Source organism: Granulicella aggregans (assembly GCF_014203275.1).
GTDB lineage: Bacteria > Acidobacteriota > Terriglobia > Terriglobales > Acidobacteriaceae > Edaphobacter.
On sequence record NZ_JACHIP010000001.1, the window covers coordinates 698,814 to 723,882 of the forward strand.

General features: G+C 60.5%; 27 protein-coding genes. 17 read left to right on the plus strand and 10 right to left on the minus strand.

The features are described 5' to 3' along the window. Nucleotides 1-18: 18 nt before the first annotated feature. Both fabG and HDF16_RS02965 read left to right on the plus strand, forming a co-directional pair. On the plus strand, nt 19-765 hold the full coding sequence (fabG, locus tag HDF16_RS02960) for a 3-oxoacyl-[acyl-carrier-protein] reductase (RefSeq protein WP_184213654.1): 747 nt from the start codon (nt 19-21) through the stop codon (nt 763-765). A gap of 179 nt (nt 766-944) precedes the next feature. Then, entirely contained in the window at nt 945-1,292 is a 348-nt protein-coding gene (locus HDF16_RS02965) for a helix-turn-helix domain-containing protein (protein WP_184214214.1), read from the plus strand. 4 nt (nt 1,293-1,296) lie between these two features. Here the strand turns inward: HDF16_RS02965 and HDF16_RS02970 are convergent, their stop codons facing one another. The 5 genes from HDF16_RS02970 to HDF16_RS02990 all read right to left on the minus strand — a co-directional run bounded on the left by HDF16_RS02970 (nt 1,297) and on the right by HDF16_RS02990 (nt 5,238). Further along, nucleotides 1,297-2,139 carry a rhomboid family intramembrane serine protease gene (locus HDF16_RS02970; RefSeq protein ID WP_184213655.1) on the minus strand — a complete coding sequence of 281 codons (843 nt, stop codon included), beginning with the start codon at nt 2,137-2,139 and terminating at the stop codon, nt 1,297-1,299. An 8-nt stretch (nt 2,140-2,147) separates the two neighbouring features. Continuing rightward, nucleotides 2,148-2,666: a hypothetical protein gene (locus HDF16_RS02975; RefSeq protein WP_221312445.1), complete on the minus strand. Its 519-nt coding sequence runs from the start codon at nt 2,664-2,666 to the stop codon at nt 2,148-2,150. A gap of 91 nt (nt 2,667-2,757) precedes the next feature. Then, complete coding sequence (locus HDF16_RS02980; RefSeq protein WP_184213656.1) at nt 2,758-3,726, minus strand: MBL fold metallo-hydrolase; 969 nt, start codon at nt 3,724-3,726, stop codon at nt 2,758-2,760. 80 nt (nt 3,727-3,806) lie between these two features. Then, complete coding sequence (locus HDF16_RS02985) at nt 3,807-4,265, minus strand: MaoC family dehydratase (protein WP_184213657.1); 459 nt, start codon at nt 4,263-4,265, stop codon at nt 3,807-3,809. Nucleotides 4,266-4,407: 142 nt separating this feature from the next. After that, on the minus strand, nt 4,408-5,238 hold the full coding sequence (locus HDF16_RS02990; protein ID WP_246408608.1) for a PP2C family protein-serine/threonine phosphatase: 831 nt from the start codon (nt 5,236-5,238) through the stop codon (nt 4,408-4,410). Between the two features lie 98 nt (nt 5,239-5,336). On the opposite strand from HDF16_RS02990, the gene HDF16_RS02995 reads away from it, so the two are divergent. The 6 genes from HDF16_RS02995 (at nt 5,337) to HDF16_RS03020 (ending at nt 10,854) form a co-directional block, all read left to right on the plus strand. Then, nucleotides 5,337-6,323: a DNA methyltransferase gene (locus HDF16_RS02995; protein ID WP_184213659.1), complete on the plus strand. Its 987-nt coding sequence runs from the start codon at nt 5,337-5,339 to the stop codon at nt 6,321-6,323. A gap of 9 nt (nt 6,324-6,332) precedes the next feature. Then, the gene (locus HDF16_RS03000) at nt 6,333-6,788 is read left to right on the plus strand and encodes a vitamin K epoxide reductase family protein (protein ID WP_184213660.1); all 456 of its coding nucleotides are present in this window, start codon (nt 6,333-6,335) and stop codon (nt 6,786-6,788) included. Between the two features lie 91 nt (nt 6,789-6,879). After that, nucleotides 6,880-7,281 carry a hypothetical protein gene (locus HDF16_RS03005; protein ID WP_184213661.1) on the plus strand — a complete coding sequence of 134 codons (402 nt, stop codon included), beginning with the start codon at nt 6,880-6,882 and terminating at the stop codon, nt 7,279-7,281. 48 nt (nt 7,282-7,329) lie between these two features. Continuing rightward, nucleotides 7,330-8,223: a dehypoxanthine futalosine cyclase gene (locus tag HDF16_RS03010; protein ID WP_184213662.1), complete on the plus strand. Its 894-nt coding sequence runs from the start codon at nt 7,330-7,332 to the stop codon at nt 8,221-8,223. Nucleotides 8,224-8,391: 168 nt separating this feature from the next. Then, nucleotides 8,392-9,123 (plus strand): hypothetical protein, encoded by a 732-nt coding sequence (locus HDF16_RS03015; protein WP_184213663.1) that lies wholly within the window; start codon nt 8,392-8,394, stop codon nt 9,121-9,123. Nucleotides 9,124-9,231: 108 nt separating this feature from the next. Then, nucleotides 9,232-10,854 (plus strand): cellulose synthase family protein, encoded by a 1,623-nt coding sequence (locus HDF16_RS03020; RefSeq protein ID WP_184214218.1) that lies wholly within the window; start codon nt 9,232-9,234, stop codon nt 10,852-10,854. A gap of 9 nt (nt 10,855-10,863) precedes the next feature. Here HDF16_RS03020 and HDF16_RS03025 read toward each other — a convergent pair whose 3' ends face one another. Beyond that, nucleotides 10,864-11,574: a hypothetical protein gene (locus HDF16_RS03025; RefSeq protein ID WP_184213664.1), complete on the minus strand. Its 711-nt coding sequence runs from the start codon at nt 11,572-11,574 to the stop codon at nt 10,864-10,866. 102 nt (nt 11,575-11,676) lie between these two features. On the opposite strand from HDF16_RS03025, the gene HDF16_RS03030 reads away from it, so the two are divergent. The 5 genes from HDF16_RS03030 to HDF16_RS03050 all read left to right on the plus strand — a co-directional run bounded on the left by HDF16_RS03030 (nt 11,677) and on the right by HDF16_RS03050 (nt 16,668). After that, entirely contained in the window at nt 11,677-13,086 is a 1,410-nt protein-coding gene (locus tag HDF16_RS03030; protein ID WP_184214220.1) for a 3-deoxy-D-manno-octulosonic acid transferase, read from the plus strand. Next, the gene (gene lpxK / locus HDF16_RS03035; RefSeq protein ID WP_184213665.1) at nt 13,083-14,084 is read left to right on the plus strand and encodes a tetraacyldisaccharide 4'-kinase; all 1,002 of its coding nucleotides are present in this window, start codon (nt 13,083-13,085) and stop codon (nt 14,082-14,084) included. Before HDF16_RS03030 ends, lpxK begins: the two co-directional genes overlap by 4 nt. Before the next feature lie 104 nt (nt 14,085-14,188). Next, complete coding sequence (locus tag HDF16_RS03040) at nt 14,189-15,265, plus strand: glycosyltransferase family 9 protein (RefSeq protein ID WP_184214222.1); 1,077 nt, start codon at nt 14,189-14,191, stop codon at nt 15,263-15,265. Beyond that, complete coding sequence (locus HDF16_RS03045) at nt 15,262-15,843, plus strand: methyltransferase family protein (RefSeq protein ID WP_184213666.1); 582 nt, start codon at nt 15,262-15,264, stop codon at nt 15,841-15,843. The genes HDF16_RS03040 and HDF16_RS03045 overlap by 4 nt, the downstream gene beginning before the upstream one ends. 33 nt (nt 15,844-15,876) lie before the next feature. Beyond that, the gene (locus tag HDF16_RS03050) at nt 15,877-16,668 is read left to right on the plus strand and encodes a DUF3108 domain-containing protein (RefSeq protein WP_221312446.1); all 792 of its coding nucleotides are present in this window, start codon (nt 15,877-15,879) and stop codon (nt 16,666-16,668) included. A gap of 9 nt (nt 16,669-16,677) precedes the next feature. On the opposite strand, the gene HDF16_RS03055 is transcribed toward HDF16_RS03050, so the two are convergent. After that, nucleotides 16,678-17,736 carry an alpha/beta fold hydrolase gene (locus tag HDF16_RS03055; RefSeq protein ID WP_184213667.1) on the minus strand — a complete coding sequence of 353 codons (1,059 nt, stop codon included), beginning with the start codon at nt 17,734-17,736 and terminating at the stop codon, nt 16,678-16,680. A 20-nt stretch (nt 17,737-17,756) separates the two neighbouring features. Here HDF16_RS03055 and queC point away from each other — a divergent pair, with 20 nt between their 5' ends. The 4 genes from queC (at nt 17,757) to moaC (ending at nt 21,668) form a co-directional block, all read left to right on the plus strand. Further along, nucleotides 17,757-18,488: a 7-cyano-7-deazaguanine synthase QueC gene (gene queC, locus HDF16_RS03060; protein WP_184213668.1), complete on the plus strand. Its 732-nt coding sequence runs from the start codon at nt 17,757-17,759 to the stop codon at nt 18,486-18,488. Between the two features lie 118 nt (nt 18,489-18,606). Then, entirely contained in the window at nt 18,607-19,806 is a 1,200-nt protein-coding gene (locus HDF16_RS03065; RefSeq protein WP_348641225.1) for a tetratricopeptide repeat protein, read from the plus strand. A gap of 89 nt (nt 19,807-19,895) precedes the next feature. Continuing rightward, entirely contained in the window at nt 19,896-21,197 is a 1,302-nt protein-coding gene (locus tag HDF16_RS03070) for a molybdopterin molybdotransferase MoeA (RefSeq protein WP_184213669.1), read from the plus strand. A 9-nt stretch (nt 21,198-21,206) separates the two neighbouring features. Further along, nucleotides 21,207-21,668 carry a cyclic pyranopterin monophosphate synthase MoaC gene (gene moaC, locus HDF16_RS03075; RefSeq protein WP_184213670.1) on the plus strand — a complete coding sequence of 154 codons (462 nt, stop codon included), beginning with the start codon at nt 21,207-21,209 and terminating at the stop codon, nt 21,666-21,668. Nucleotides 21,669-21,792: 124 nt separating this feature from the next. On the opposite strand, the gene egtD is transcribed toward moaC, so the two are convergent. From egtD to HDF16_RS03090, 3 genes are all read right to left on the minus strand, one after another. Continuing rightward, complete coding sequence (egtD, locus tag HDF16_RS03080; protein ID WP_184213671.1) at nt 21,793-22,797, minus strand: L-histidine N(alpha)-methyltransferase; 1,005 nt, start codon at nt 22,795-22,797, stop codon at nt 21,793-21,795. Nucleotides 22,798-22,845: 48 nt separating this feature from the next. After that, the gene (gene egtB / locus HDF16_RS03085) at nt 22,846-24,138 is read right to left on the minus strand and encodes an ergothioneine biosynthesis protein EgtB (RefSeq protein ID WP_184213672.1); all 1,293 of its coding nucleotides are present in this window, start codon (nt 24,136-24,138) and stop codon (nt 22,846-22,848) included. Nucleotides 24,139-24,254: 116 nt separating this feature from the next. Then, nucleotides 24,255-24,968, minus strand: a complete 714-nt coding sequence (locus HDF16_RS03090; RefSeq protein ID WP_184213673.1) for a VIT1/CCC1 transporter family protein — start codon at nt 24,966-24,968, stop codon at nt 24,255-24,257. Between the last annotated feature and the right edge of the window lie 101 nt (nt 24,969-25,069).

Below are 25,069 nucleotides of genomic sequence, written 5' to 3' on the forward strand. Positions count from 1 at the left end.
TGCTGTAGAACGGGGACTATGGGAACTTTGGCAGGTCGTATCGCGCTCGTGACCGGGGCATCGCAGGGAATCGGCAGGGCTTGTGCTTTAAAGCTGGCGGAGGCGGGAGCATCGGTCGCTCTGGCAGCTCGCAATCAGGAGAAGCTGGCCGAAGTGGCCGCGGAGATTGCAGCAGCGGGTGGAGTTGCTCATGCCTTTGAGCTTGACCTGGCGAGCGAGGACTCCATCAAGGGCTGCGCCAAGGCGGTCATCGCGCACTTCGGCAAGGTCGACATCCTTGTAAACAATGGCGGCATTACCCGCGACATCCTGACCCTGCGCATGAAGAAGAAGGACTGGGATGATGTGCTCTCCACCAACCTCACGGGTTCGTTTCTGATGTCGCAGGCGGTGATGAGCTCGATGCTGAAGACGCGTTGGGGCCGGATCGTGAATATCACCTCCGTGGTTGGGGAAATGGGCCAGGCAGGACAGGCGAACTATGCCGCCTCGAAGGCCGGTTTGATCGGAGTCACGAAGTCGTTGGCGCGAGAGCTTGCGAGCCGGACGATCACGGTGAATGCGGTCGCTCCGGGCTACATTGAGACTGCCATGACAGCCGTCCTGACGGACGAACAACGGACTGCGATGACGCAGCACATTCCACTGCAGAGGGCGGGAACCGATCAGGATGTCGCCGCAGCTGTTGCCTTTCTCGCGTCCGAGGAGGCTGGATACATCACCGGGCATACTCTCGACGTAAATGGCGGCATGTACATGGGTTAGGAGCTGGTTTTCGGCGCTCCCGAGGGCACGGGAACCCGGAATGGTACCGAATTCGCGTCACCGCCAAAGGTTGCCCATTGACCGGTGTCTCGTGGCTAGTTACTTTATGGTCAATGGCAAACGTTCAGTCAATCTTCTCCACGAGCCCCGGTGAGCACCCGAAGTCCCTCTCTCTGTCGATGAATATCGGCACGACGATCCGCGAATACCGGCTGCAGAAGGGCATGTCGCAGGGTGACATCGAGAAGCGTACCGGGCTGCTGCGCTGCTATCTGTCGCGGGTGGAGAATGGGCACACCGTTCCTTCACTGGACACACTGCAGAAGATCGCTCACTCGCTGGACATGCAGCTTTCGCAGTTCTTCGCGGAGGAGGGCGTGGCCAAGGAGATGTCCGGACTGAACCTGAACGAGGAGGAGATCCGCTTCCTTACACAGATCCAGCGTTACTCCTCGCAGCTTGGCGATAGTGATCGCAGGTTGCTGCTGGCCATGGTGAAGAAGTTCGCTTCGACCGCGACGAGCTAGGCAACTAGCTCTGGCTGAGTTTTGCGATCCAATAGCCAAAAAGCGATAACACCAGCGCGGTCACGGCAAAGGTAAGCTTCTGCCGGGCGAAGTAGCGCTCGCGTCCGGCGGTCATGCGCGGGATCAGAGGAAATCCGAGCGCGAGGCCTGAGAGAAAGCCGCCAACATGGGCGCTGTTGTCGATCCGGATAACATCGAACAAGTTGGAGGCCCCACCAATCAGCAGGTTCAGGATAGCGAACTGTATAACGGACCGCCGGAGCCGGCGCAGTTCGTCCCACGGGATGGGGAGCCGGCGGTTCGATAGCAGCACAATCAGGATTCCGGCGATCCCGAAGACGGCCCCGGACGCGCCCGCGCCAATCGAGTCAGTGCGAGTCACAACATTAACCGCCATGGAGAGCAGGTTTCCCGCGATCCCGGTGAGCATGTAGATGGCGGCCAGGCCGAAGGGGCCGACCAGAGGCTCGCCCAGCAGTCCGAGGTTCCAGAGGCACCACATGTTGGTGGCAAGATGAATCCAGCCGACGTGGACGAAGGTCGCAGTCAGCAGGCGATACCACTCACCGTTCAGGACGTGGCCTGTGCTGTTCGCTCCGAAGCGTAGAAGATCTTCGGGTGAGGGGGACTGAAACGAGACACCGCGCCAAACCATCCACACGAAGACCGCACAGTTTATTGCGACCAGGAGATAGGTGGCAGGTGCGTCCGAAAAAACAAAGCCTCTGCGTTTTGAGGCTGCGGGCTCAACTTCTTGAAGGTCGCGCGAGGGCGATGTCTCCCCAAGCGGCGGAAGAACTTCACCTTGCGAAGAGAAATGCACGGGACTCGGAGATGGAACGGCCATGGATCCTGCTAGGCTGCGTCCTTTGAGAACCGCTGCCGCAGGTCTTCCGGAATGCGCTGCTGCAAAACTGCGCCCAGGAAACCTGGGAGTGGGGTGGCAATCGCCACCAGAATCCAAAGCAGCGTCGAAAAGAATAGACCGGCGATAGCGACTGCCTCAAGCGAGATGTACACCGCAGCGTGGAGCAGATGAACATGCACTTGCGGGATGTGGGTGATCGCCTCAACGTGGTGCATGACAACCGCGGCGAGAAAAAAAGCCACAATCGACAACGTGCTGACCGAGATGAGCAGAACGTCGACAGTACGATGCATGCGCTGCTTGGAGCGGCAGTGAGCGCACTCGGCCATATGCTGGTCGTAGTCTTTGCGCATGGCCGGCGAGAGTGCCGAGAGATCGTAGCGCCAGCCCGAGAGGATCGCGCCAACGATGGGGTCGCTGCAAACAGCCCGACTTCCACGGCGATCAAATCCCCTGGAGTTGTGCTCAGAGATTTGGATCGGATTCTGTCTCGAGGATCTTTGCATAGCGTATCTCCAGTCTATCCTGTTTGATCGCGGCCCGAGAGCAAAGATTCACACTGTGTTCAAAATCATGCACATCGGCGACCGCTGGCAGTTAGAGCTGGATGGACTCCAGCGGCTGGGCCTGCTCGGCCAGAAGTATGCGGTTTCCCAGTAGTCTCATCCGGTCACCGACCGCCTGTTCGGCAGAGATGCGCGCCAGCTCGGGAGCGTTGTTCGACTCCGAAAGATGGCCCAGGACAATGTACGCGGCACCGCCATCATAGTCTCGCGAGAGGAACTCCGCCGTCGCATGGTTCGATAGGTGACCGACGCGGGAGAGGACGCGCTGCTTCACCGACCAGGGATAAGGCCCGTCACGCAGCATTTCGAGGTCGTGATTTGATTCGAGCAGAAGGACATCGGAGCCCGCGATCGCCTGCTTCACGTTGGGCGGCATGTAACCAAGGTCGGTGGCGATAGCCATGCGGATGCCTTCGGCCGCGAAGACGAAGCCGCAAGGGTCGGCGGCATCGTGCGGGATGGTGAAGGGCGTGATGTCGATGTCGCCGATGCAGAAGTTCGTACCGGCGAGGAAGTACTCGACCGCCGGAAGCGCGGAGGGATCGGCTTTCACGGCAGGCGGAGCGTCTTCTTCGGCCTGAACGTCTTCCAACGAAACAGCGGGAATCTCGCAGAGATCTTCAGCGGAGCGACCGCTCTCCTGCACCGTCGCCTGGGCCGCCTTGGCCTCTTTCTCCTGCTGGAGATGGTCGAGCCATTTGGCGTAGGTCATCGTCGTCTTGGGGGTGAGCATGCGCACCCAGGCGCGGTGGGTCTGCTCGGTGAAGAAGACGGGGATGCGGAGCTTGCGGGCGAGCACGGCTAGTCCGGCTACGTGGTCCAGATGCTCATGGGTGATCAGAATGGCGTCGAGCGCGGAGGGGTCTTCCCCGGCGATGGCCATCCGGCGCATTAACTCGCGGCAGGAGAGCCCCGCATCGACGAGAACGCGGGTGCGAGAAGACGCGACGAGGGTGCTATTGCCCTTCGACCCCGAGGCCAGCACTGTCATACGCATCATGAGGTCAAGAATACGCCCCGGGTCTGTGGGTAAGGAAGCACCGAATCTGGTGCAGGTCTACTTTCAGTCCCGGGTGGGAATCAACCCTTCTCTCCGGACTTGACTGGGGCGAGGAAGTTTACCGTCGAGCGAAGGACGACCTCGTTGCGCTGGTTGTAGGCGAGAGTGCGCGTCCGCACGATGCCGTAGTCCTTGCGCGAGGTCGATTGCCGGACACCGGCGACCTCGATCTCGGTGCGGATGGTGTCACCGGGGCGGACGGGCTCGGTCCAGCGCATCTCTTCAACGCCAGCGCCGATCATGCCGCCGACCACCTGGATGCTCTGCACGCGAAGACGCATGACGATAGCGGCGGTCAGCCAACCCGAGGCGGCGAGCCCCTTGAAGAAAGAGCCTTCGCCGGCGGCTTCGTCGAGGTGGAAGGGCTGCGGATCGTACTTCTGGCCGAATTCCTTGATCTCTTCAGCAGTCACCTTTGCCGTGACCACAGAGTGGAAGGTCTGCCCAACGTAGAAGTCTTCAAAGTAAAGCTCGCTCAAGTTCTGATCTCCTCAACAGACTTCCGATGCTAATCCCATTCACAGCGATGCGGATGGGCGAGCCTACTGGCCGATATTCGGTGCAAGGCTGCCTGGATGAGATGTTAGCGCGAATGAGGAGCACTCTGCCGGAATCGAGTCTTCAGACGGTCTCCACCAGCAAGCAGGTGATGTTGTCGCCTCCTCCGTTGCGATTCGCGGAGGCGATGAGTTCTTCCACGGCCCGGATCAGCAAAGCGTTGCTGACGGGCTGGTCCGCATCCTCGGTCCCGTCGGCTGGGTCAGGCACTGCCCCAGCCAAGATCGACGCGATCTGAGGGTTAGCGAGTTCGCGCATCAGGCCATCGGAGGCGAGCAGATACATATCTCCGGGCCGGACATCGATTCTCTGGACGTCAGCCAGCACCTTGGACTCAGAGCCAACAGCGCGAGTGATGACGTTGCGGATGGGCGAGCGGTCGGCCTGCTCACGGGTCATCTCGCCGGCCCGGACCTGCTCCTCGACGACGGAGTGGTCGAGCGTCAACTGCTCGAGTTCGTTATTACGGAGCCGGTAGCAGCGGCTGTCGCCCACGTTGGCGAGCCATACGCCTGAAGGAACGACGGCGTCTGTAGACCTCGGCTCGAAGTAGAGCGCGACCAGCGTGGTCGCCATGCCGCGTAAGGCGGCGGCCTGGCTCGACTGGCGATGCACGAGGCGGTTGGCATACTCGACGCCGTTGTGCACTGCGACTTCAGGCGAGACGCCTGCCCGTCGCATCTCGATCATGTGGGCCAGGTAGGAGTCAGCGGCGAGGCGACTGGCGACCTCTCCTCCGGCGGCTCCGCCAACACCGTCACAGACGACGAAGACGCCGTGAAGCGCGTCACCGGCGCAGGCGTCTTCGTTGCGACGACGGACACGGCCGGGATCAGACAGCATGGCGAAGGTAAGAGATTCGAAGGGCATCAGGGAAAGGCGGATGTTCTGCATAAAACATACACGGCAGGGACCTTGCCGCCAAAATCCGGCACCTGCGAAGGTACGGGAGACCGCCGAAAGCGGCGGACGATACGCGATACCCTGAAACGGTGAATCGGATCGTGCACGGCGACAACCTGGAGGTACTACGAGGGCTGACAGCGGGATCGGTGCCCCTGATCTACATCGATCCGCCCTTCAATACCGGAAAGCGGCAGTCGCGGCCGGCGATGAAGACCGTACAGGACCCCGAGGGCGACCGAGTGGGCTTTGGCGGTAAACGGTACCGGACGGAACTGGCGGCACATACGGCTTCGACGACCGGTTATGGCGACAGCTTCGCGGACTATTTGGGATTTCTGCGGCCAAGGCTGGAGGAGGCGCACCGCGTGCTGTCGCCTTATGGAAGCCTCTTCTTCCATATCGATCCTCGCGAGGTGCACTACTGCAAGGTGATGCTGGACGGGATCTTTGGGCGCGAGTGCTTTCAGAACGAGATCATCTGGGCCTATGACTACGGCGCACGGGCCTCCAAGAAGTGGCCGGCCAAGCACGACAACATCCTCTGGTACACCCGTCACCCGGAGCACTATACCTTCAATCTGGAGGCGACCGACCGCATTCCCTACATGGCACCGACCCTGGTGGGAGCAAGGAAGGCCGCGCGCGGCAAGACTCCGACCGATGTCTGGTGGCACACGATCGTCTCGCCCACCGGCAAAGAGAAGACCGGTTATGCGACACAGAAGCCGCTTGGGATTCTCGAACGGATCGTGCGGGTGCACTCGAACCCGGGCGACCTGGTGCTGGACTTCTTTGCCGGCAGCGGAACGACAGGGGCGGCGGCAGCGCGAAACGGACGGGAGTTCCTGCTGGTTGATGAGAATCCAGCGGCTGTTGCGGTGATGGAACAGCGGTTGGCGGCGCATCTCCCTGTAAGGGCTGAGAAGTCACGGAAGCCAGCCAGAAAACGGGTGGTGGCGGCTCCCAAGAAAAAGTCAACGCGGAAGTCGATCGTCGTCAAGACTGTCGCTAAGACGAGGGGGAGCCGAACCAAGCCTGGGGCTCTACCTCCAACAGACCCAACGACAACGTAATATGGCACCATGCGATTTCTGATTGCGCTGCTCGCGATTGCGGGCCTGGTCGTCTCGGTACTGGCTTTGAAGGTACACAACATGGATCCATCTCAGGCTCCACCCTGCGCGGTCTCCGAGCATTGGGACTGTGGAGCGGTGAACCACAGCCGGTTCGCGGTCTTCCCGCCCCGCAGCTTCGATGAGGCACCGAATGCACGCCATATCCCCGTCGCAGCCGTAGGTATAGCCGGTTATGGTCTGATCGCGCTCCTCGCCCTGTTTGGCCGGTTCTGGATCGTCCTGCATCTGGCCGAGTTCGGCTTCATGTGCGCTTGTTTCCTCAGCTACCTTGAGGCCTTCGTGATGGAGAAGTGGTGTATCTACTGCGTCTGGTCGCAGGGGCTGATCACCGCGATCCTGCTTTCTACGCTGGTCGCCGTGATTCTGCGGCGGCGTGCGGCGAAGCGGAGCATCTTCGCCTGAGTTACGGCAGTCACCGGCATCGGTTTCGGTCGAACCTGCACTTCGCGTGAACTTCTGACTAGGCGGCGGAGTTATGACCTAGACTGGAAGCATGTGGCCACGTCTATTCGCGCAAATGGTTGAACTGCTTCCTCACGCCACGCGGCTGCTGCCGTTGGCGGATAACTATCTTGCGAACCGGCGCGAGGCGGAACGCTCGCAGGCCTCCGCGCTCGCTTCCATGTCAGGCAGCCTACGCGAAGAGATTGGCCACGTCGCGGACGTCTTCGGCAGCGTCTCGCGGCAGGTTGCGGAGCAGAAGAAGCAGATCGCGGCGCTACAGGACTCGCTAGACGCGGCGGAGACGCACAGGATCACCCAGACTAAGCAACTGGAGTGGATTACCAATGACCTGAACTCGATGCGGGTCTGGCTGAAGTTTGGCGTGGCCATTATCATCGTTCTGTTGATCGCTCTCGGCGCATTGACGGTACAGATCTACCGCCTCCGCTAGACCTCCTCCATTGCAGCTTTTCGAGCGCTCAGCTTGTAAGATCGAAGCATGGGAATCAGCCAGCAACAGGCACTCGATTGTTTTCGTAGCGACGACCTGATCGGCATCGGCATGGAGGCCGACGCGATCCGTCGTGGGCTGCATCCGGACGGCATCGTCACCTATGTGGTCGACCGCAGCTTTCAATTTGGCAGCACTGCAGAACACCTTCTCGACGTGGTTGGATCCGCAGTCGATGGAGGAGTGGCCGCGATAAGGCTCACGGGCGATGCACCCAGCCTCGAAGATATGGAATCTGTGCTGACCGCACTTCGCGCGCGATTCCCTTCCCTGCGGATGCAAGCGTTGACCTCGAAAGACGTTATGGTGATGGCGCAGGAATCCGGGGTACCCGAAGACCAGATATTGGCGCGTCTGCGAGCGGCTGGGCTTGATGCGATCGAAGGCGGCAGGCTGGGTGTGTCACCTGAGCGATGGCTGGCGGTCCATGCGGCGGCGCATCGCGTCGGGTTGCACTCCCGAGCGGAGCTTACGTTCGGAGGCGACACAACGGCTGAGGAACTAGTTGAGCAGCTGCTGGCTCTGCGCGCCTTGCAGGAAGAGACAGCGGGATTTACCGGCTTGTCCCTGAGCGGCTACAAACCGGACAGCGAGCGGGCGGAGTTTGAACAGCCCACAGCGGTCGAGTATCTGCGAACGCTGGCTATCGCGCGAATGGTGCTCGACAACTTCGAAAACATCGAATCCAGCGGCATCGACCAGGGTCTGAAGGTGATGCAGATGGCTTTCCGATTTGGAGCGAATGATGGCGGGGCCGTCCCTCCGACCAACTCCGATCGCGCCGGTTTTACCGAGGCGGACCTTCGCCGCGTGATCAGGGATGCGGGATTCGCCCCAGTGGAACGCGATGCGCTTTACCAGACCTTCTACCTCAACAATTAGAACGATCTTCGTCAACGATGAACCGTGGCCAACCGGTTACTCACCGCCAGTCAACGGGTTACCGATCGCTGAGATTCGAGAATTTATTTCTTCTCGACCGCAATCGACGAGGTGTAACTTTAGTCGTATATCGGGACGAGACGTCAATCCCCCAGGAGTAATGCCTCTATGAATCATTTCGCCCTCACTCGAATGAGTTTGAGAAACTGGCGTTGCAGTGCTTTGACGGCGGTTGCCGGACTCTCCTGTGCGATCTTTGCTGCAGACACAGCGCACGGCCAGTTCCATGCCGCTCCCGCGCCTGTCACGGTTTCGCTTACGCCTGCCGCATTTCTTCCAGTCATCACCGGGGGAAGCAGCCGTACTACGATCGCGACGAACCTTCACGGCAACGCGGCCGCATCGCCATGGCGGATATCTCTCGTCTCCCTCGGCCGGGGCGAAGGTGCCAGCGGTGAGACCTATAAGATCCAGATGACCAATGCCTCCTCAGAGATATTGAGTCTTCCTGTGGGGACCGATGGACAGGCGATCTGGGACGCATGCCAGAAGAGTGAGATCTCCGAAGTGAACATCACTTTGCAAGTCGCCGGTCAGATCGCTCCCGCAGCGAACCTACCCCCGGTCCACTCCTGCGCGGGAGTGGCATCGTCTTCGCTGACGGTGGTGCCTGGAGCTTCGGTCATCTTTGCCGGAGCGCTTCCGGCGACCGTGCTGGCGCCTCATGACGCGAACATCTCGGCGGTGGTCAGCGTCTGCTCTGCCAGCTATGACCTTGATGGCACTGAGCCGGTCACGACTCGTCAATGCCAGGCTCCGGTGGCGTCGAATTCGGCGTCTGTAACCGCCCCCGCAGGGCTTCGGAAGCCAGGGAATGTCGTAGCCGCGTCACTCGAGTAAAATAAGCTCCAGGTTCGATCAGGCCGCACGGTTGCTGGTTGTTCACTCTTCCTGACCAAGTTGGAGCCAACACTGCTTTTATCTCTCAGCGCCGTGCCGGCCGTCGCCATGTTCCTGGGCCAGAAGGGCCTTGGCCACTATTGGCGGACGCATTACGGCGACCACACCTTTGAGCACCTTTACCGATGGAACACGTTCGACGTGTGCCTGCTGGTGCCGTACTTCATCGTGATGGTGATCCTCGCCTTTTATGGCATCCACCGCTACCAACTGGTCTGGCTATACTACAGAAACCGCAAGAACGCGGCGAAGTGGAGTGAGCCGCCAGCGCGGTTTGCCGAGGGCGAGCTCCCCTTCGTCACGATTCAACTGCCTATCTTCAACGAGCAGTTTGTCATCGACCGGCTGATCGACGCGTGCTGCAGAATAAATTATCCGCGCGACCGGTTCGAGATTCAGGTGCTCGACGACTCGACCGATGAGACGGTGGTAGTGGCACGGCAGATTGTGGATCGCTACGCTGCCGGATTCGCGGGTATGGCCCCTCAGCCGATCCGCTATCTGCATCGCGAGAACCGCTACGGTTATAAGGCGGGAGCGCTCGATAAGGGCCTCGATGTCGCGAAGGGCGAACTGGTTGCGATCTTCGACGCCGACTTTGTGCCTCCGCCCGAGTGGGCGATGCAGGTGGTCCACCACTTCGCGGAGCCGGGGATCGGCATGGTGCAGACACGTTGGACGCACCTCAATCGCGACTACAGCTTCATGACGCAGGTAGAGGCGATCATGCTCGACGGGCACTTCGTCCTGGAGCATGGTGGCCGTTCGCGCGCCGGTGTCTTCTTCAACTTCAATGGCACTGCAGGCATGTGGCGTCGCGAGACGATCTCACAGGCGGGCGGATGGCAGCATGACACTCTCACCGAAGACACCGACCTGAGCTATCGCGCGCAGATGATCGGATGGAAGTTCAAGTACCTGCAGGACGTCGAGTGTCCCGCCGAGTTGCCCATCGAGATGACCGCCTTCAAGACCCAGCAGGCGCGATGGGCCAAGGGACTGATCCAGACCGGAAAAAAGATTCTGCCGCGTGTTCTGAAGAGCGACCAGCCTTTTCACACCAAGCTCGAAGCCTGGTATCACCTCACGGCGAATATCAGCTATCCGCTGATGATCGTGCTGAGCACGCTGCTGATGCCCGCCATGATTATCCGAAGCTGGCAGGGCACTACACAGATGCTGCTGATCGACCTGCCGCTGTTCCTGGCGAGCACGATGTCGGTCTCGTCTTTCTACCTGGTCAGCCAGAAAGAACTGCATCCGAAGACCTGGTACAAGACTCTCCTATACATCCCGTTTCTGATGGCGCTGGGCGTCGGTCTTACCATCACCAATACCAAGGCTGTGCTCGAGGCGCTGTTTGGCATCAAGAGCGCGTTTGCCCGCACACCGAAGTACCGCGTCAACAACAAGGGTGAGAAGTCGCAAGCGAAGGTCTACCGCAAACGGCTTGGAATCGTTCCGTGGATCGAACTGGCGATCGGTTGCTACTTCACCTTCACCGTCTGGTACGCGATCACCAGCGAGAACTACTTCACTGTGCCGTTTCTTCTACTCTTTGTAGCGGGATACTGGTACACGGCGCTGCTGAGCCTGCTGCAGGGACGATTCGAACGTCCGGGAAACAAGGGCGGCGAGATGCACGAAAAGCCTTACCCCGTAGGGATCTAAGCCGGTCCCTTACTTTGCCGGCGCGTCCTTCTTCACTTCTTTCTTATCCTGCGCGGCCAGCCATTTATCGAAGGGGATGGTGAACGAGAAGAAGTCCTGCTTCCCGTCCAGAGAATGCACCATCTTCACGTAGAACTCCGCTCCCTTGAGCGCCGGGTCATCGAGCGGCTTGACGTCATAAAACAGATAGCCCGCCAGAGTGCTATGGGCGTTCACGACCGTTCCCTGGAAGCCAAAATCGTTTTCATCCTGAAGAATCTTTTTATCAACCGGTGCGTGATGAATGGGAATTGCAGGCAGCGGCGCGGGCAGAGGGATCTTGGAACCCTTGACGCTCTTCATGAGAAAGAGGCGGCGGTTGAGGTCGTCGTCCGTCGCTGCTGGAATGATGTCACGGTTCGCCGAAATGAACTGCATCCGAGCGTCATCGAGCGACACGGCACGGTCGCCGTCGTTGGTAATGATCACACGGATGGGCAGAAGGCTGTGCTGCACGTAGGGCAGCCGAAAGAAGCTACAGTCCTTGGGATCGTCGCAAGGCTCGACCGCTATGGTGACGTTCTCTTTGGGATGAGCGTCGAAGGTGTCATACTGTGATGCCGGTCTCACCGGCGGGGCCTTTTTTTCGCTCGCCGCAGCGTAGTCTGTACACGTGGGGAGCAACAGGGCCAGAAGCGACATCTTGAACGCCAGCGAAGGGGAGAGATTAAGTGGGGCCATGGCTCTGCTTGATTATGATCTGCGCTGGTAGCGAACGTAAAGGACTACAGAACCTGAAGAACGGAGTCTGGTCTTGAATCCTCTGGGGACCTGGTATTGGTGATGCTGATCTACAGCTTTCTGCTGGCGCTGGTGCTGGTTGCGGGAGTGCCATACTTTCTGTTTCGCATGGCGACCAGCGGGCGATATCGCGCGGGCCTGGCTTCGCGGCTGGGCTTCGTGCCGGCGGCGCTTCGCGAGCGCGTCGCCTCCATACGCGTGGAGCGCCGCGGAGGCGGAGGCCGGAGGCCACTGACGTGGGTTCATGCTGTCTCGGTGGGTGAGGTGCTAGCAGCGGCGCGGCTTATTGAGGAGATAAGAACCGGTGAGTTCAACCGGGAGCGTCCTGGAATGGTCTTCGCCGTCTCGACGACCACCGAAGCCGGTCAGCGGCTCGCCCGGGAGCGTCTGATTGGATGCGCGATCTTCTACTTCCCTCTCGACTTCAAATTTGTTGTTCGCCGCTATCTTCGCCTGCTCGAGCCTGAGCTGGTCGTGCTGATGGAGAGCGAGCTTTGGCCCCGTCTGATCTCTGAGTGCGCCGTCGAAGAGATACCCGTGGCCGTGGTCAACGCGCGGATCTCCGACCGGTCGTTCCCGCGTTACATGATGCTCAAGGCGCTATGGCGGCCCTTGCTGGAAAAGGTCACGATCTTTCTTGCACAGAGCGACGAGACGGCGCGACGGCTGGAGCGAATGGGGGCTCCCAGGATCGAGACGACAGGCAACATCAAGTACGATGCCAACCTTGCGAAGGAAACAACACTGGTGACGAACCTCCGTCTGCGTATTCAGGGAGATGCGGCCCTGATCGTCTGCGGAAGCACGCTGGAGGGCGAGGAGGCGATGATCCTCGATGCGTGGCCAGGGATTGTGGCCGCGTATCCGAAGGCGCTGCTGGTGATCGCTCCGCGCCACCCCGAGCGCTTCGACCAGGTGGCACTGCTGCTGAAGGAGCGCGGCTTTCTGGCGCTTCGAGGAACGACGTTTGCCCGCGCAAGGGTTCCCGTACAGCAAGGTACTATCTTCCTGCTCGACACGATCGGCGACCTGGCCGCACTTTACCGGCTGGCAACGGTGGCATTTGTCGGAGGCAGCCTGGTCTCCGCCGGGGGACACAATCCGCTGGAGCCGGCGCAGGCCGGCGTACCGGTTCTCATTGGCCCTTCGTATGAGAACTTTCGTGAGATCGTCGAGGCCATGTTGGCGAATGACGGCATCGCCATCGTCGACAAGGAGCACCTTGGGCCGGCGTTGCTCGGTCTGCTGCGGAGCCGGGAGAAGGCGCACGCCATGGGATCGCGGGGCCGCGAGCTTTCGGCGGCGCAGTCCGGGGCAACAGCGCGAACTGCGCTTGCATTGCTGCGGCTTCTGCCGCCGCGTACGGATGTCCGCAGCGGCGAGGGCGGCCAGATACGAGCAGCCGCCTCTGACGAGGTATCTGAGTCCGACAATGGGGCCGCGGCGCTGTGACGCCTACCTGGCGGCTGCTGCTGCTGCCTCTCGTCCCTCTTTACGCAGGCGTTGTCACTACGAAGCGATGGCTGCATGACCGCGGAATTCTGGGTCAACGGAGACTTGGGCATCCCGTGATCAGCGTGGGCAGCCTCTCGGCCGGAGGAGCCGGCAAGACGCCTGTGGTGCTCCTACTTGCGGAGTTGCTGGGAGCGCGAGGCTTCGAGGTCCGCATCCTCACCCGCGGATATGGTCGGGTGGGCAAGTTGACAGAACAGGTCGATCCACGTGGCGACGCGGCCCGCTTTGGCGACGAACCGCTGTTGCTGGCCAGACGAGCGCCTGGAGCCAAGATCTTCGTGGGACGAGATCGATACCGAGCTGGGATGCTCGCCGAGCACAACGAGCCTGCCGAGACAAGAGCCATTTACATTTTGGACGACGGCTTTCAGCACCAGAAGCTCGCGCGTGAGGTAGAGGTGTTACTGATCACTCGGCAGGACTTCGAAGACAGGCTGCTTCCAGCGGGCAATCTGCGTGAGCCGCTCCGGGCGATCAGTCGGGCGGACTTCGTTGTGCTGCGGGAGGACGAGCGAGAGCTGGAGAAGATATTGTCGTTTGCGCTGCCGCCGGTCCTGACGATTCGGCGGAATCTGGAAGTCGTCAACGGACCCGGCAATCCATCCCGTCCTATCGTCTTCAGTGGACTTGCCAGGCCTGAAGGATTCTTCGCAATGCTCGCCCACGCCGGGATCGACATCGTGGTCACCGAGACCTTCCCGGACCATCATCGCTACTCCGCAGGCGATATCGAACGTCTGGTCCGTTCTGCCCGGCAGACGGGCGCGGATGGCTTTGTGACGACGGAGAAAGATGCCGTCAAGCTCTCACCTGCAATGATGGATCGGCTCCGGTCAATTGGCCCGGTGGTAGTCGCGCCGCTTGAAGTGGAGCTATTAGACGAAGCCTCGGCCATCGACGTTATCCTCGCCCGGCTGGCCTCCCAAGTCTCGTAGCCGCGTGAGAAAATCAGGGCTTGAGTGCTTCCTCTACACCGACGACAGCGGCGCATGCATCCGCCACAACGCCTCTACGGGTTCTGATCGTGCGCACGAGTGCCATGGGAGATGTATTGCACGCTCTGCCAGCGGTTGCGGCGATGCGTCAGCAGCATCCTGACTGGTACATCGGCTGGGTGATCGATCCGCGTTGGCGTCCTCTGCTGCAGGCGGAGGGTGGCGAGCATGTTGCCACTGGCGATCCCAAGCGCCCCATCGTCGACCGCTGCCATACCGTACCAACGCAGGAGTGGAAGCGAAAGCCGCTAACGACGGCGACGGTCAGCGGAATCGCAGCTTTAGGAAAAGAGTTACGAGCGGCGAAGTACGATCTGTGCGTGGACATGCAGGGCCTCATCCGTTCCTCTCTGGTGGGAAGGATGAGCGGCACCCCGCGCTACACAGGACGTTCAAGGCCTCGCGAATCCGCTGCCCGGTGGCTCTATAAGAGCCGGGTCGTCACGCACTCGGCGCATGTGATCGACCAGGGATGCGAGCTTCTGGGCGAGGCGATCTGCTCGCCGCTGACAGCTTGCGAGGTCAGGCTTCCCGTGGACTCGGAAGCAGAGGCGTGGGTAGATGATTTTCTTGACCGCACTCTGCCGAAGGAGCTCTGGAACCGGTATGCGCTCTTCGCTCCAACAGCCGGATGGGGAGCCAAGCAATGGCCGCACGAACGCTACGGACGCGTGGCGATTGCGCTGGCCGAAGCGGGTTATGCGACGCTGGTAAACGCCTACAAGGCAGACGACGCAGCTGCACTGGCTGTGGTCAAGGCAAGCCTGGGCTGCGCTGTCGCCGCGCCCGCAACCATGCCCCAGATGATCGCCCTTCAGCGCCGCGCCGCTATCGTGATCGCAGGAGATACCGGACCGCTGCATCTCGCGGCAGCCTTGGGACGTCCGGTCGTGGGCCTCTATGGGCCTACCGATCCTGACCGTACCGGGCCCTATTCCACGAAGCGCCGCGTCCTGCGGCATTGCTCGAGCGTCGTTGACCATAGCCGCCATGACCAATCGGAAGCGGGCCTGCAGAGGATCACGGTGGAAGAGGTCATCGCCGCCGCGCTCGATCTGCTGCGAGAATCAGAGATGGCGCAAATGGAATTGCCGCAAACAGAATCGAAGGAACGGAATTGAACGAGCAGGGGACGAAGAAGAGTCGCACGACGTGGCAGAAGATCGCCCGCAGAATAAGGGTCCCACTGGGATTCGTCTTCGCTGCGGTCTTTTTGTGGCTGGCGCGGCCGACGTGGCAGTCTATGCTTGGCAGCCTTCTGCTGGTGCTCCCTGGCCTGTGGCTGCGAGGCTATGCCGCAGGATATGTTCGCAAAAACTCGGAGCTGACCACGACCGGCCCCTACGCGCATACTCGCAACCCGCTGTACCTGGGGTCGATGGCGATCGCCTTCGGGTTCGCCGCGGCCTCTGGACGATGGGTCATCTTCATCGTTCTGGCAGCACTCTTCCTGGCGATCTATCTTCCTACCATCCTGTCCGAAGAGGAGTATCTTCGCGCGCATTTCTCTGAATTCGATGCCTACGCGGCGAAGGTGCCACGGCTACTTCCTCGACTGACTCCAGCCTCCACCGGCCAGACGGCGGGTACTTTCTCCAGGCCGCTTTACCTGCATCATCGCGAGTACAATGCTGCTATGGGCTCGGCCGCAATCTATGCGGCGCTGGCGGCGCGGCTGTGGTTTCTTGCTGCTCACTGAGTATCCCAAATTGACCGTGCGAGCCCCGATTCGTTGAAGCCTCTTTATTCCGCAATCCTCTCCGCGACTCTTCTGCTCTCCGCCTGCGCGGTCGCACAGTCAACATCCCAGACTCAATACACCCCGATCCCAACTCTTCAGGCTCCCGCGCCGGGTTATGTCTTCCCACAACGACAGACCCTGTCCTTCGACGTCGACTGGCGCGTTTTCACCGCAGGCACGGCGGTCTTCCACCTGGAACAGCAGGGCACCGAGCAGAAGATCACCGCAACCGCCGACACGGTTGGCGGGACCAATATGCTCTTCCCGGTGATCGATAAGTTCCAGGCGGCTTTCGATACCCACACCGGATGTTCGAACGGCTTCAGCAAGCAGTTGCAGGAGGGGCCGCGCAAGGTCAACAGCGACCTGACCTTCAACTACCAGGCAGGCAAGCAGACCCAGTTCGAGAAGAACATGGTGAAGGGGACATCGAAGACGCTTACCGCCTCAATCCCTGCCTGCGTCACCGATTCCCTTTCGGCGATCTTCTATGCCGCCTCGCAGCCATTGGTGGTCGGGCAGGAAGTACGCTTCCCTCTGGCGGACTCCATGCGCACCGTAACCGTGGTGATGAAGGTCGAGGCAAAGGAAGAGATCAAGACGCCAGCAGGGACGTTCCAGACGATACGGGTCCAGCCGACTGCAGCGGAAGGTATCGTGAAGAATCGTGGCAACATCTGGATCTGGTACACGGACGATGCCCGCCACATCCCGGTGCAGATTCGCGCCCGGTTGTTCTGGGGCACGATCACCTTCCATCTCAAGTCAGTCGAGAGTAAATAGCCGACGGCGTTACTGTGCCAGGAATCTTTGCACGCGCTCGCTGACCGCCTCCGCGTCGCAGTTCATGATCAGGTGAGCGCAGGTACCCGGCGATACGTAAGTCTCGGCTCGTGCAGCCTTTGCCCAATCGAGCGCAGGCTGGGGCGTAACCATGCGATCTTCCGCCGCGACGATGATCAGGAACTTCACCGGCGTAGCTCGCGCGACCTCCGCGATTGTCTTTCCGTGCAATATGTCGTGAGCAAGGATGGCCTTGAGCTGCCAGACGCGGTCGTTCGCGTCCTGTCGCTGCGGGGCTTCCAGTTCTCCTAGCCATTGCGGAAACTTCTCGCGCGTCGTTTGCTCATTTCGGTAGCCAGGCGCGGAGACGATCAGAGCCCCGACTGCGTTGGCCAGCTTCAACTGTGGTTCGACGGTGTACTTGCCTCCCTGATATCCGGGATCGGACTCGATCGCATCGATGGCGATCTGCTTCGATAGCAGATCGAACGGGGTGACCTGGGGTGAACCGACGATGGGAACGGCGAGATCTATGAAGTTCGGATACAGCGTCGTCCAGGCAAACACCTGGTGCGCTCCCATCGACAGTCCGATAGCGGCGTGGAGGTGTTTGATCCCGAGAACTTCGGTGACAACGCGGTACTGCGCTCGCGCCATGTCTTCCATGTTGAACTCCGGGAAGTTTATGGCCGCCTGCTGTCGGCTGTTCGAGGGCGAGGAGGATATTCCGTCGCCGAAGGCGTCGAAGGCGATGCAGAAGAAACGGGAGGTATCTACCAGGCGCTTCGGCGACGGCATCGCGCCAAAGAGCGATGAGAGGTCCTCCGACCGGCCATTGAGCCACGACGGCATGATCACGGCGTTGTCCTTCGCCGCATCGAGGCGACCGTAAGTGCGATAACCGACACGACAGTCCAGGATGACCTTGCCGCTTGCCAGCTTGCAGGTGCCGAGTTCTGCGATTTTGAGCTCGCCATCCTGAATGGCTGAGCAAAACGCGGGTGTTATTGAGGCCATTGTGGCCCAAACCGTCGCGGCTGCGAGCACGAATTTGCGGATAGTCGTCATATGGTCGATAAACTGATTCTATGCACGTTTGTTCTCCATCGACCGTGGCAGATCCCGACGGCGCTCCAAGACTGAAGGCGGTCGTCTGCCTCTCGGGAGGAATGGACTCCACGGTCTGCGCCGCACTTGCTGCACGCGACTTTGATGTTTGCGCTCTCCATTTCAGCTACGGGCAACGAACCGAGGCGCGCGAACTTCAGTCCGCGCTGGACGTCTCGCACGCGATCGGAGCGAAGGACTTCATGCACCTGCGGATCGATCTCTTCCGTCGGATCGGCGGCTCCGCGCTGACCGATCTCGAGATCGAAGTGCCGGACGCGCCCTCCGACCTGGAAGCGATCGGCGGCGAGGTTCCGGTGACCTACGTTCCCTTCCGCAACGCGCATTTCCTTTCGGCCGCCGTCAGCTGGGCTGAGGTGATCGGCGCGGAGACGATCTTCATCGGAGCGGTGGAGCAGGACAGCTCAGGCTACCCCGACTGCCGTCCAGCCTACTATGACGCCTTCAACGAGTTGATCCGCCAGGGGACGAAGGAGGGGAAGATTCGAGTCGTTACTCCGCTGATTGCGATGCTGAAGCTCGAGATTGTCCGGCTTGGAGTTGAAATCGGTGCACCCTTGCATGTAAGTTGGTCATGCTATTCGGGTCAGAATGAGGCCTGTGGCAGGTGCGACAGTTGCGCACTGCGTCTCCGGGCATTTCACGACGCGGGCCTGACCGATCCAATCGCATATGTCGCCGTTGCGCGGTAGCGATGCACTGGCATCAGGCATCCTAATATAGAGATTGCGGCAGCAGAGAAGTTGATAGAGTCTTTGAAGATAGCGAAATCGAGATGCGACCGACACGTTCGGCGCGGGAGAGAATGAAGTGATCAATCGAATTGCAGTGAAGTTTCGCGGAAGGTCTCTCAGGCTGTCTGTCCTGCTGACGGCCGTTATGGTGTCGGCAGCTGCAGCGCAGGCCCAGGGCCCAGCCCCCGCGAGCATCCACGGACACGTAAACAATGCCGCTGGTTTGACGGTACCGGATGCCACTGTTCGTCTTACGACGGACAAGAACACCGACCCCAAGACAGTGAAATGGACGTACACCTTCCCGGTCGACGCTAACGGCGACTACAAGGGCACAGGCATCGACCCGAAGACCTACCTCGTTGTAGTGACCTCGAAGGATGTCGTCGTCGATTACTTCACCGAGCAGCCCTTCAAGGCCGGTGAGGACAAGGTCGTAAACTTCGATATGACCCGGAAAGAGTTCGTCGACAAGATGACGCCGGAAGAGAAGAAGAACCTTGAGGAGTACAAGAAGAACGCGGCTGTGGCGATTGCCGCGAACTCCAAGATTGCGAATCTCAACGTCGCCCTGAAGCAGGCGCGCGAGGACAACAAGGCCGGCAACTACGAGGCGGCGCTTACCTCCATGACGCAAGCAACGACGCAGGCCCCAGACCAGGCGATCCTCTGGATCACGCTGGGCGATGCGCAGTTGGGGGTTGCCGATAAGAACTTGAAGGCAGCGAAGAGCTCGGGCAAGTCACCTTCCGACCCGGACGTTCAGCAGAAGTTCACCGACGCCGTGACCTCGTACAAGAAGGCGATCGACTTGAACGCGGCTTCGAAGAAGCCGCTTCCAGAGACCGCCGCCGACGGCTATAACCAGATTGGCCAGGCCTATGGAAAGATCGGCGACGCCAAAAACGCTTCGGACGCCTACGACAATGCTGCCAAAGCAGAGCCCGCAAAGGCTGGTATGTATCTCTTTAACGAAGCAGCAACGCTTTACAACGCCGGCAAGATGGAGGACGCTGCTGCAGCCGCCGATAAGGCGGTCGCCGCTGACCCGAACAAGGCTGAAGCGTATTACATCAAGGGTCAGGCCCTGGTTCAGAAGGCAAGCGTTGACCCGAAGACCCAGAAGGTCACAGTGCCTCCCGGCTGCGTGGACGCCTACCAGAAGTACCTGGAGCTTGCTCCTGAAGGCGCACATGCTGCCGAGGTGACACAGGTTCTCACGGGGATCGGAGAGACGGTCAAGTCGAGCTACAAGGCAGGAAAAAAGAAGTCGTAGTGAGACTTGCATTGGTAGGAACAAACCCCGGGCACTTCAGCCCGGGGTTTTGCTTTGTAGATCCCTTTTTGTGGCTATCATCTGGAGTGATGGCGATCAGTTCAAATCTTCCGGATACTTCCCTGGGCCCCCCCACCGTCCTTCGGGTGCTCGACTTTGAAGCGGCAGTCGATGAGGTGTTGCGTCACGCGGCTGAATTGCGCGGAAGCGTGGCCGGAGCTACGGAGGAAGTGCCGCTGCTTGAGTCGGCGGGACGGATGCTTGCGCGGGCTATCGTCGCCGACAGAGACCAGCCCCCTTTCGACCGATCTACAAGGGATGGATTTGCCGTCCGCGCCACGGCGTTTTCTGCCGGCGGCTGGCTTAGTATCGTCGGACAGGTACGCGCGGGGGACGTGTGGAGCGGACCTCCGCTAGCGGACAACGAAGCCATCGAGATCATGACTGGCGCGCCCTTACCCGCTGGAGCGGATGCTGTGACCATGGTCGAGCATGTTGAGCTAGACGGTGGTAACATCCGCGCACAGCAAGGCCGTCGCGTCAGCCCAGGAGAGAATGTCGTACCTCAGGGTAGCGAAGCTCGCGCCGGAGAGGTCGTTGTTGCGGTTGGCTCGACGATCGGAGCGGCGGAGATCGCCCTCGCGGCGACGGCTGGGGAGTCGACGCTGGCGGTGGCGGGCAGGCCCTCCGTGGCCATCGTTGCGACGGGTGACGAGCTGGTGGAGCTTCACGAGACGCCGAACTCGCGGCAGATTCGTAACTCGAACGGTTACGCTCTTGCCACGCTGGTTCATTTGGCCGGAGCGCTCCCCTATCGGCTTGCCATCGCCCGCGACGTGCGCGAAGAGCTGCTGCAACGCATCGCCGAGGCGAGGCAGCACGACCTGATCCTCTTTTCGGGCGGCGTCTCGATGGGCAAGTACGACCTCGTCGAAGAGGTGCTGGCAGAACTGGGTGCGGAGTTCTTTTTCACCGGGGTGAAGATGCAGCCCGGCAAGCCGATCGTCTTCGGACGGCTGCCCGAACGCAGGAAAGATGGCTCGCTCTTCCCTGCTCGTTATTTCTTTGGATTGCCAGGAAATCCAGTCTCTACGCAGGTGACGTTTCATTGCTTTGTCGAACCCTCCCTGCGAACGATGCTGGGGGAAGATGTCTCCGGACCACGGTTCGCGCAGGCGACTCTTGCCCACGATGTCGAAGGCAAACAGGGACTGACCCGTATGCTTCCGGCACGGCTCGAATCGGACTTCAGGCAGGCTTCCGTCAGACTTGTGGGATGGCAGGGCTCGGGTGATCTCGCCGCCAATGCCCGGGCGAACTGCTACGCCGTCTTCCCGCCGGACAGGACCGAGTTCCGCGCGGGTGACGTGATCTCCGTGTTGCTGCGATAGGCTTATCGGATGGACAAGCTCTCCCACTACGACGATGCTGGCCAGGCCCACATGGTCGATGTCAGCGCGAAGACTGCGACGAAGCGTGAGGCGGTTGCGTCGGCTTTCGTCGAACTTTCAGAGGCGGTGCTCGCGGCGCTTCCGCAGAATCCCAAGGGCAACCCGTTAGAAGTCGCCCGGTTCGCCGGAATACAGGCGGCCAAGCGTACTTCCGAGTTGATCCCGATGTGCCATCCGCTGGCCTTGAGCTTTGTCGATGTGCAGGCTACGGTTGTGTCCGGTGGCGTCGCTATCGAGGCGACTGCAGCGACCACGGCGGGCACAGGGGTCGAGATGGAGGCGATGGTGGCCGCGTCTGTCGCCGCTCTGACGGTGTATGACATGACCAAGGCGCTCGACAAAGGCATCCGCATCCGCGAGGTCGTGCTGCTGCGTAAGAGCGGCGGCAAGAGTGGCCCGTACCAACGCTAGTGTGGTGGGTCATGCAGAGCGGCAGTTATTCCCGCCGCGTACATCCCACCCATCCTCGCAAAAGACGCGAGTATGGATGGGGCACCCGAGCTGTTGAGGCCGGTCAGGATTTCTGACTCACAACCTAGATGGCTCGGGCCAGCGTTACGGCGAAGAGGTCTTTCGCGTCCCTGAAGGACTTCTCCGAAGTAAAGCCGCAGTCGCCCAATAGCTCTCCGATACTGGCCTCGGTGAACTTGTAGCTGTTCTCGGTGTGGATGGTCTCGCCTTCCTCAAACTCCAGCGATAGCGCGGGACAAGCCGCGTTTGCGGGAATATCGACAGTCTGCCGTGTGGTCGATTCGAGGTGCATCTCAATCCGCGATGCCTCCGCGTTCCAGACTGCTCGGTGGCGGAAGGTCTCCGCGTCGAAGTCGGCTCCAAGATCGGCGTTGATGCGGGCGAGAATGTTGCGGTTGAACGCCGCTGTTACCCCGGCGGCATCATCGTAAGCGTCCAGAAGTGCCGCTTCGTCCTTATGCTCTCCCGGGGCGAGATCGGTGCCCAGCAGAAGAGCGTCGCCTGGGATCAGTTGCTCACGCAGATTCCGCAGGATTCCGCGTGCCTCCGCGGGCGTGAAGTTGCCGATGCTCGACCCGATGTACAGCGCGAGAAGGCGTGATGACGGTGGCCGGTCGATCACGAGCGGCTCCGTCACGTAGTTGGCCACATTCGGCCGGACAGTCAGGCCGGGGAAGCTGGCCTCCAAAGACTCACGCGCCTCTTCGAGCGCGCTCGGGCTAACGTCGACGGGCTGATAGACGACACGGCTTTGTCCGCGAAGAGTCGCGCGCAGAAGGATGCCGGTCTTGGTCGCCGTGCCTGCGCCCAATTCGACAATCGCGAGGCATTTGCCTTGGCGAGCCTGCTCGACGATCTCATCGGCATGGTCGGTGAAGATCTGGCGCTCGGTGCGGGTCAGGTAATACTCCGGCAACCGGGTGATCTCCTCGAAGAGGTTCGATCCGGCCTCATCGTAAAACAGCCAGGGCGAAAGCGTTTTGGGATTGGCGGTGAGACCATCCCGGACTTCGCAGGCCACAGCATGAGCAATTTCGTTGACTACAGGAACAGCGGTGAGAGTGGACAAGTTGTCTCCGGCTTCTTTCGTGCGTGTATCGAGGGAAAGTTTTGAAAACTAGCGTGCCAGTCGAAGCCCGGAGAACTGCCACCGGGTCGCGGGCGGAAAGAAGTTGCGGTACGTAGGACGAATGTGGCTGGCAGGGGTTACACACGATCCGCCACGAAGGATCACCTGGCTGGACATGAACTTTCCGTTGTACTCGCCCAAGGCACCGGGCAGTGGCTTATAGCCGGGATAGCCGGTGTAGCCGGAGGAGGTCCACTCCCATGTGTCGCCGAAGATTTGTTTCAAGCCGACACCGGATGGCGCGGTGGATGTGTGCAGAAGGTGTGATTCGATGAAATTGCCTGCAGTTGATGGAACGGTGGATGCGGCATGCTCCCATTCAAACTCGGTCGGGAGTCGACAACCTGCCCAGCGGGCATAGGCGTCTGCCTCAAAGAAGCTGAGGTGACAGACGGCGGTTTCGCTCAGCTCTTCAAGCGGGATCATTCCGTGCATTGTGTATACCGACCACCCGGATTTGGTGGACTTGTCACGGCCCCAGTAGAGGGGGGCCTCCCAACCTTCGTCACGCATCTTCGCCCAGCCCTCGGAGAGCCAAAGTTCGGGCCTTGCGTAGCCGTTCTGTTCTATGAACGCGAGGTATTCGGCGCAGGTCACCAAGCGGTTCGACAAAGAGTACGGCACAAGGAAGACGCTGTGGCGCGGCGTTTCATTGTCGAAGGCAAAAGCTTTAACGTCCGCGGGGTCTAGATCCAGGCCAATCTGCGTCAGTCCGCCGCCAAACGAGACCCACTCGACGGGCGGAGCAATCGATTCGCCAGCATCGCTGGTCTTCGATTCGATATAAGCCGGGTGCAGCGGATTGGTGAACAACGCGTGCTTGACGTCGGTAGCGATCAGCTCCTGATGCTGTTGCTCGTGCTCAAGGCCGAGGACGATGCGGCGAAGAGCATCGTCCGGCACCGAACCCGACTCCAGCAGGCGTGCGATGGCTGAATCGACATGCACGCGGTAGGCCAGGATGGTATCAACTGGGGGGCGCGAAAAAGAAGATCTCAGCTTCTTCTCCGGCATCTCGCCCAGAGCGTTGTAGTAACTGTTGAAGAGCCAGTGGAAGTCCCGGTGGAATGCCTGATATCCGGCGAGGAACTCGCGCAGGACGAAGGTCTCAAAGAACCAGCTTGTGTGGGCCAGGTGCCACTTTACCGGGCTCGCGTCCGGGCTGGACTGTACCATCAGGTCCTCGGGAGTCAGGGGCTCGATCAGCCGCATCGTCGCGGCGCGGACGATGCCGAATCGCTGCAAAACATTTAAGACAGAGGGTTCGACGGCGGTCATCATGCTGGGGCTCCACGGTATCGGGTATGGGATGCAGGCGGCGCGATCAAATGTTGGTTCTGCGATCTGATGCTCGGGACCGACGCGACGGCCTCAAAATTATCCTGCAAATTTCAATTTCAGTGGACAGAATTTAATAACCGCGCCAACCCATACGCCGCAGCCGCCGCAACTCCGCCGATACTGACGGTCTGCAGTGCGCTCCGCAGGGCTCCCGTTCCAACCAGCCTCCCCTTTAGAGCGCCAAAGAGCGCGAGGGCGAGCAGGGTGATCAGGACGGAGAACTCCAGTGCAACGGTATTGCTGCCGACAAACATATACGGAAGCAGCGGCACAAATCCACCTGCAATATAAGACGCGGAGATGGTCAGGGCGGAACGATAGGCACGGTTCGCCGCCGGTTCCTCAAGTCCGAGCTCGAACCGCATCATGAAATCGACCCAGGCTTTCGGATTGCGTTTGAGGGCTTCGAGGACGGGCGCGGCAGCCTCGCGGTCGACCGAATACTGTTCGAAGATCTCGTAGATCTCCTCTTCTTCATCGTGAACGCGCTCGACGATCTCGCGTTCCTCGCGCTTCCGCTCGGAGGCGTAGTGCTCCACGTCTCCGCGGGCGGCGAGGTAGCCTCCGAGGCCCATTGCGATCGAGCCGGCAGCGATCTCGGCGAGTCCGGCGAGCACGACGATGTGCGAGGAGGCGACCGCGCCGGAGAGTCCGGCAGCGAGGGCGAATGGTACCGTCAATCCATCCGAGAGTCCGATGACCACATCTCGAACAGTTTCAGTGGACTGGAAGTGGCCTTCGACATGGGAGTGCTTCGCAACATCGTGCATTGCCGGAGTTTACCAGCCGTCCCGACTTCCGAGCGGGCAATTGTCAGGCCACCGGGTCGGGAACTAATTGGCAGAGCGATGCAACCCGGAGGGAGTCTTTC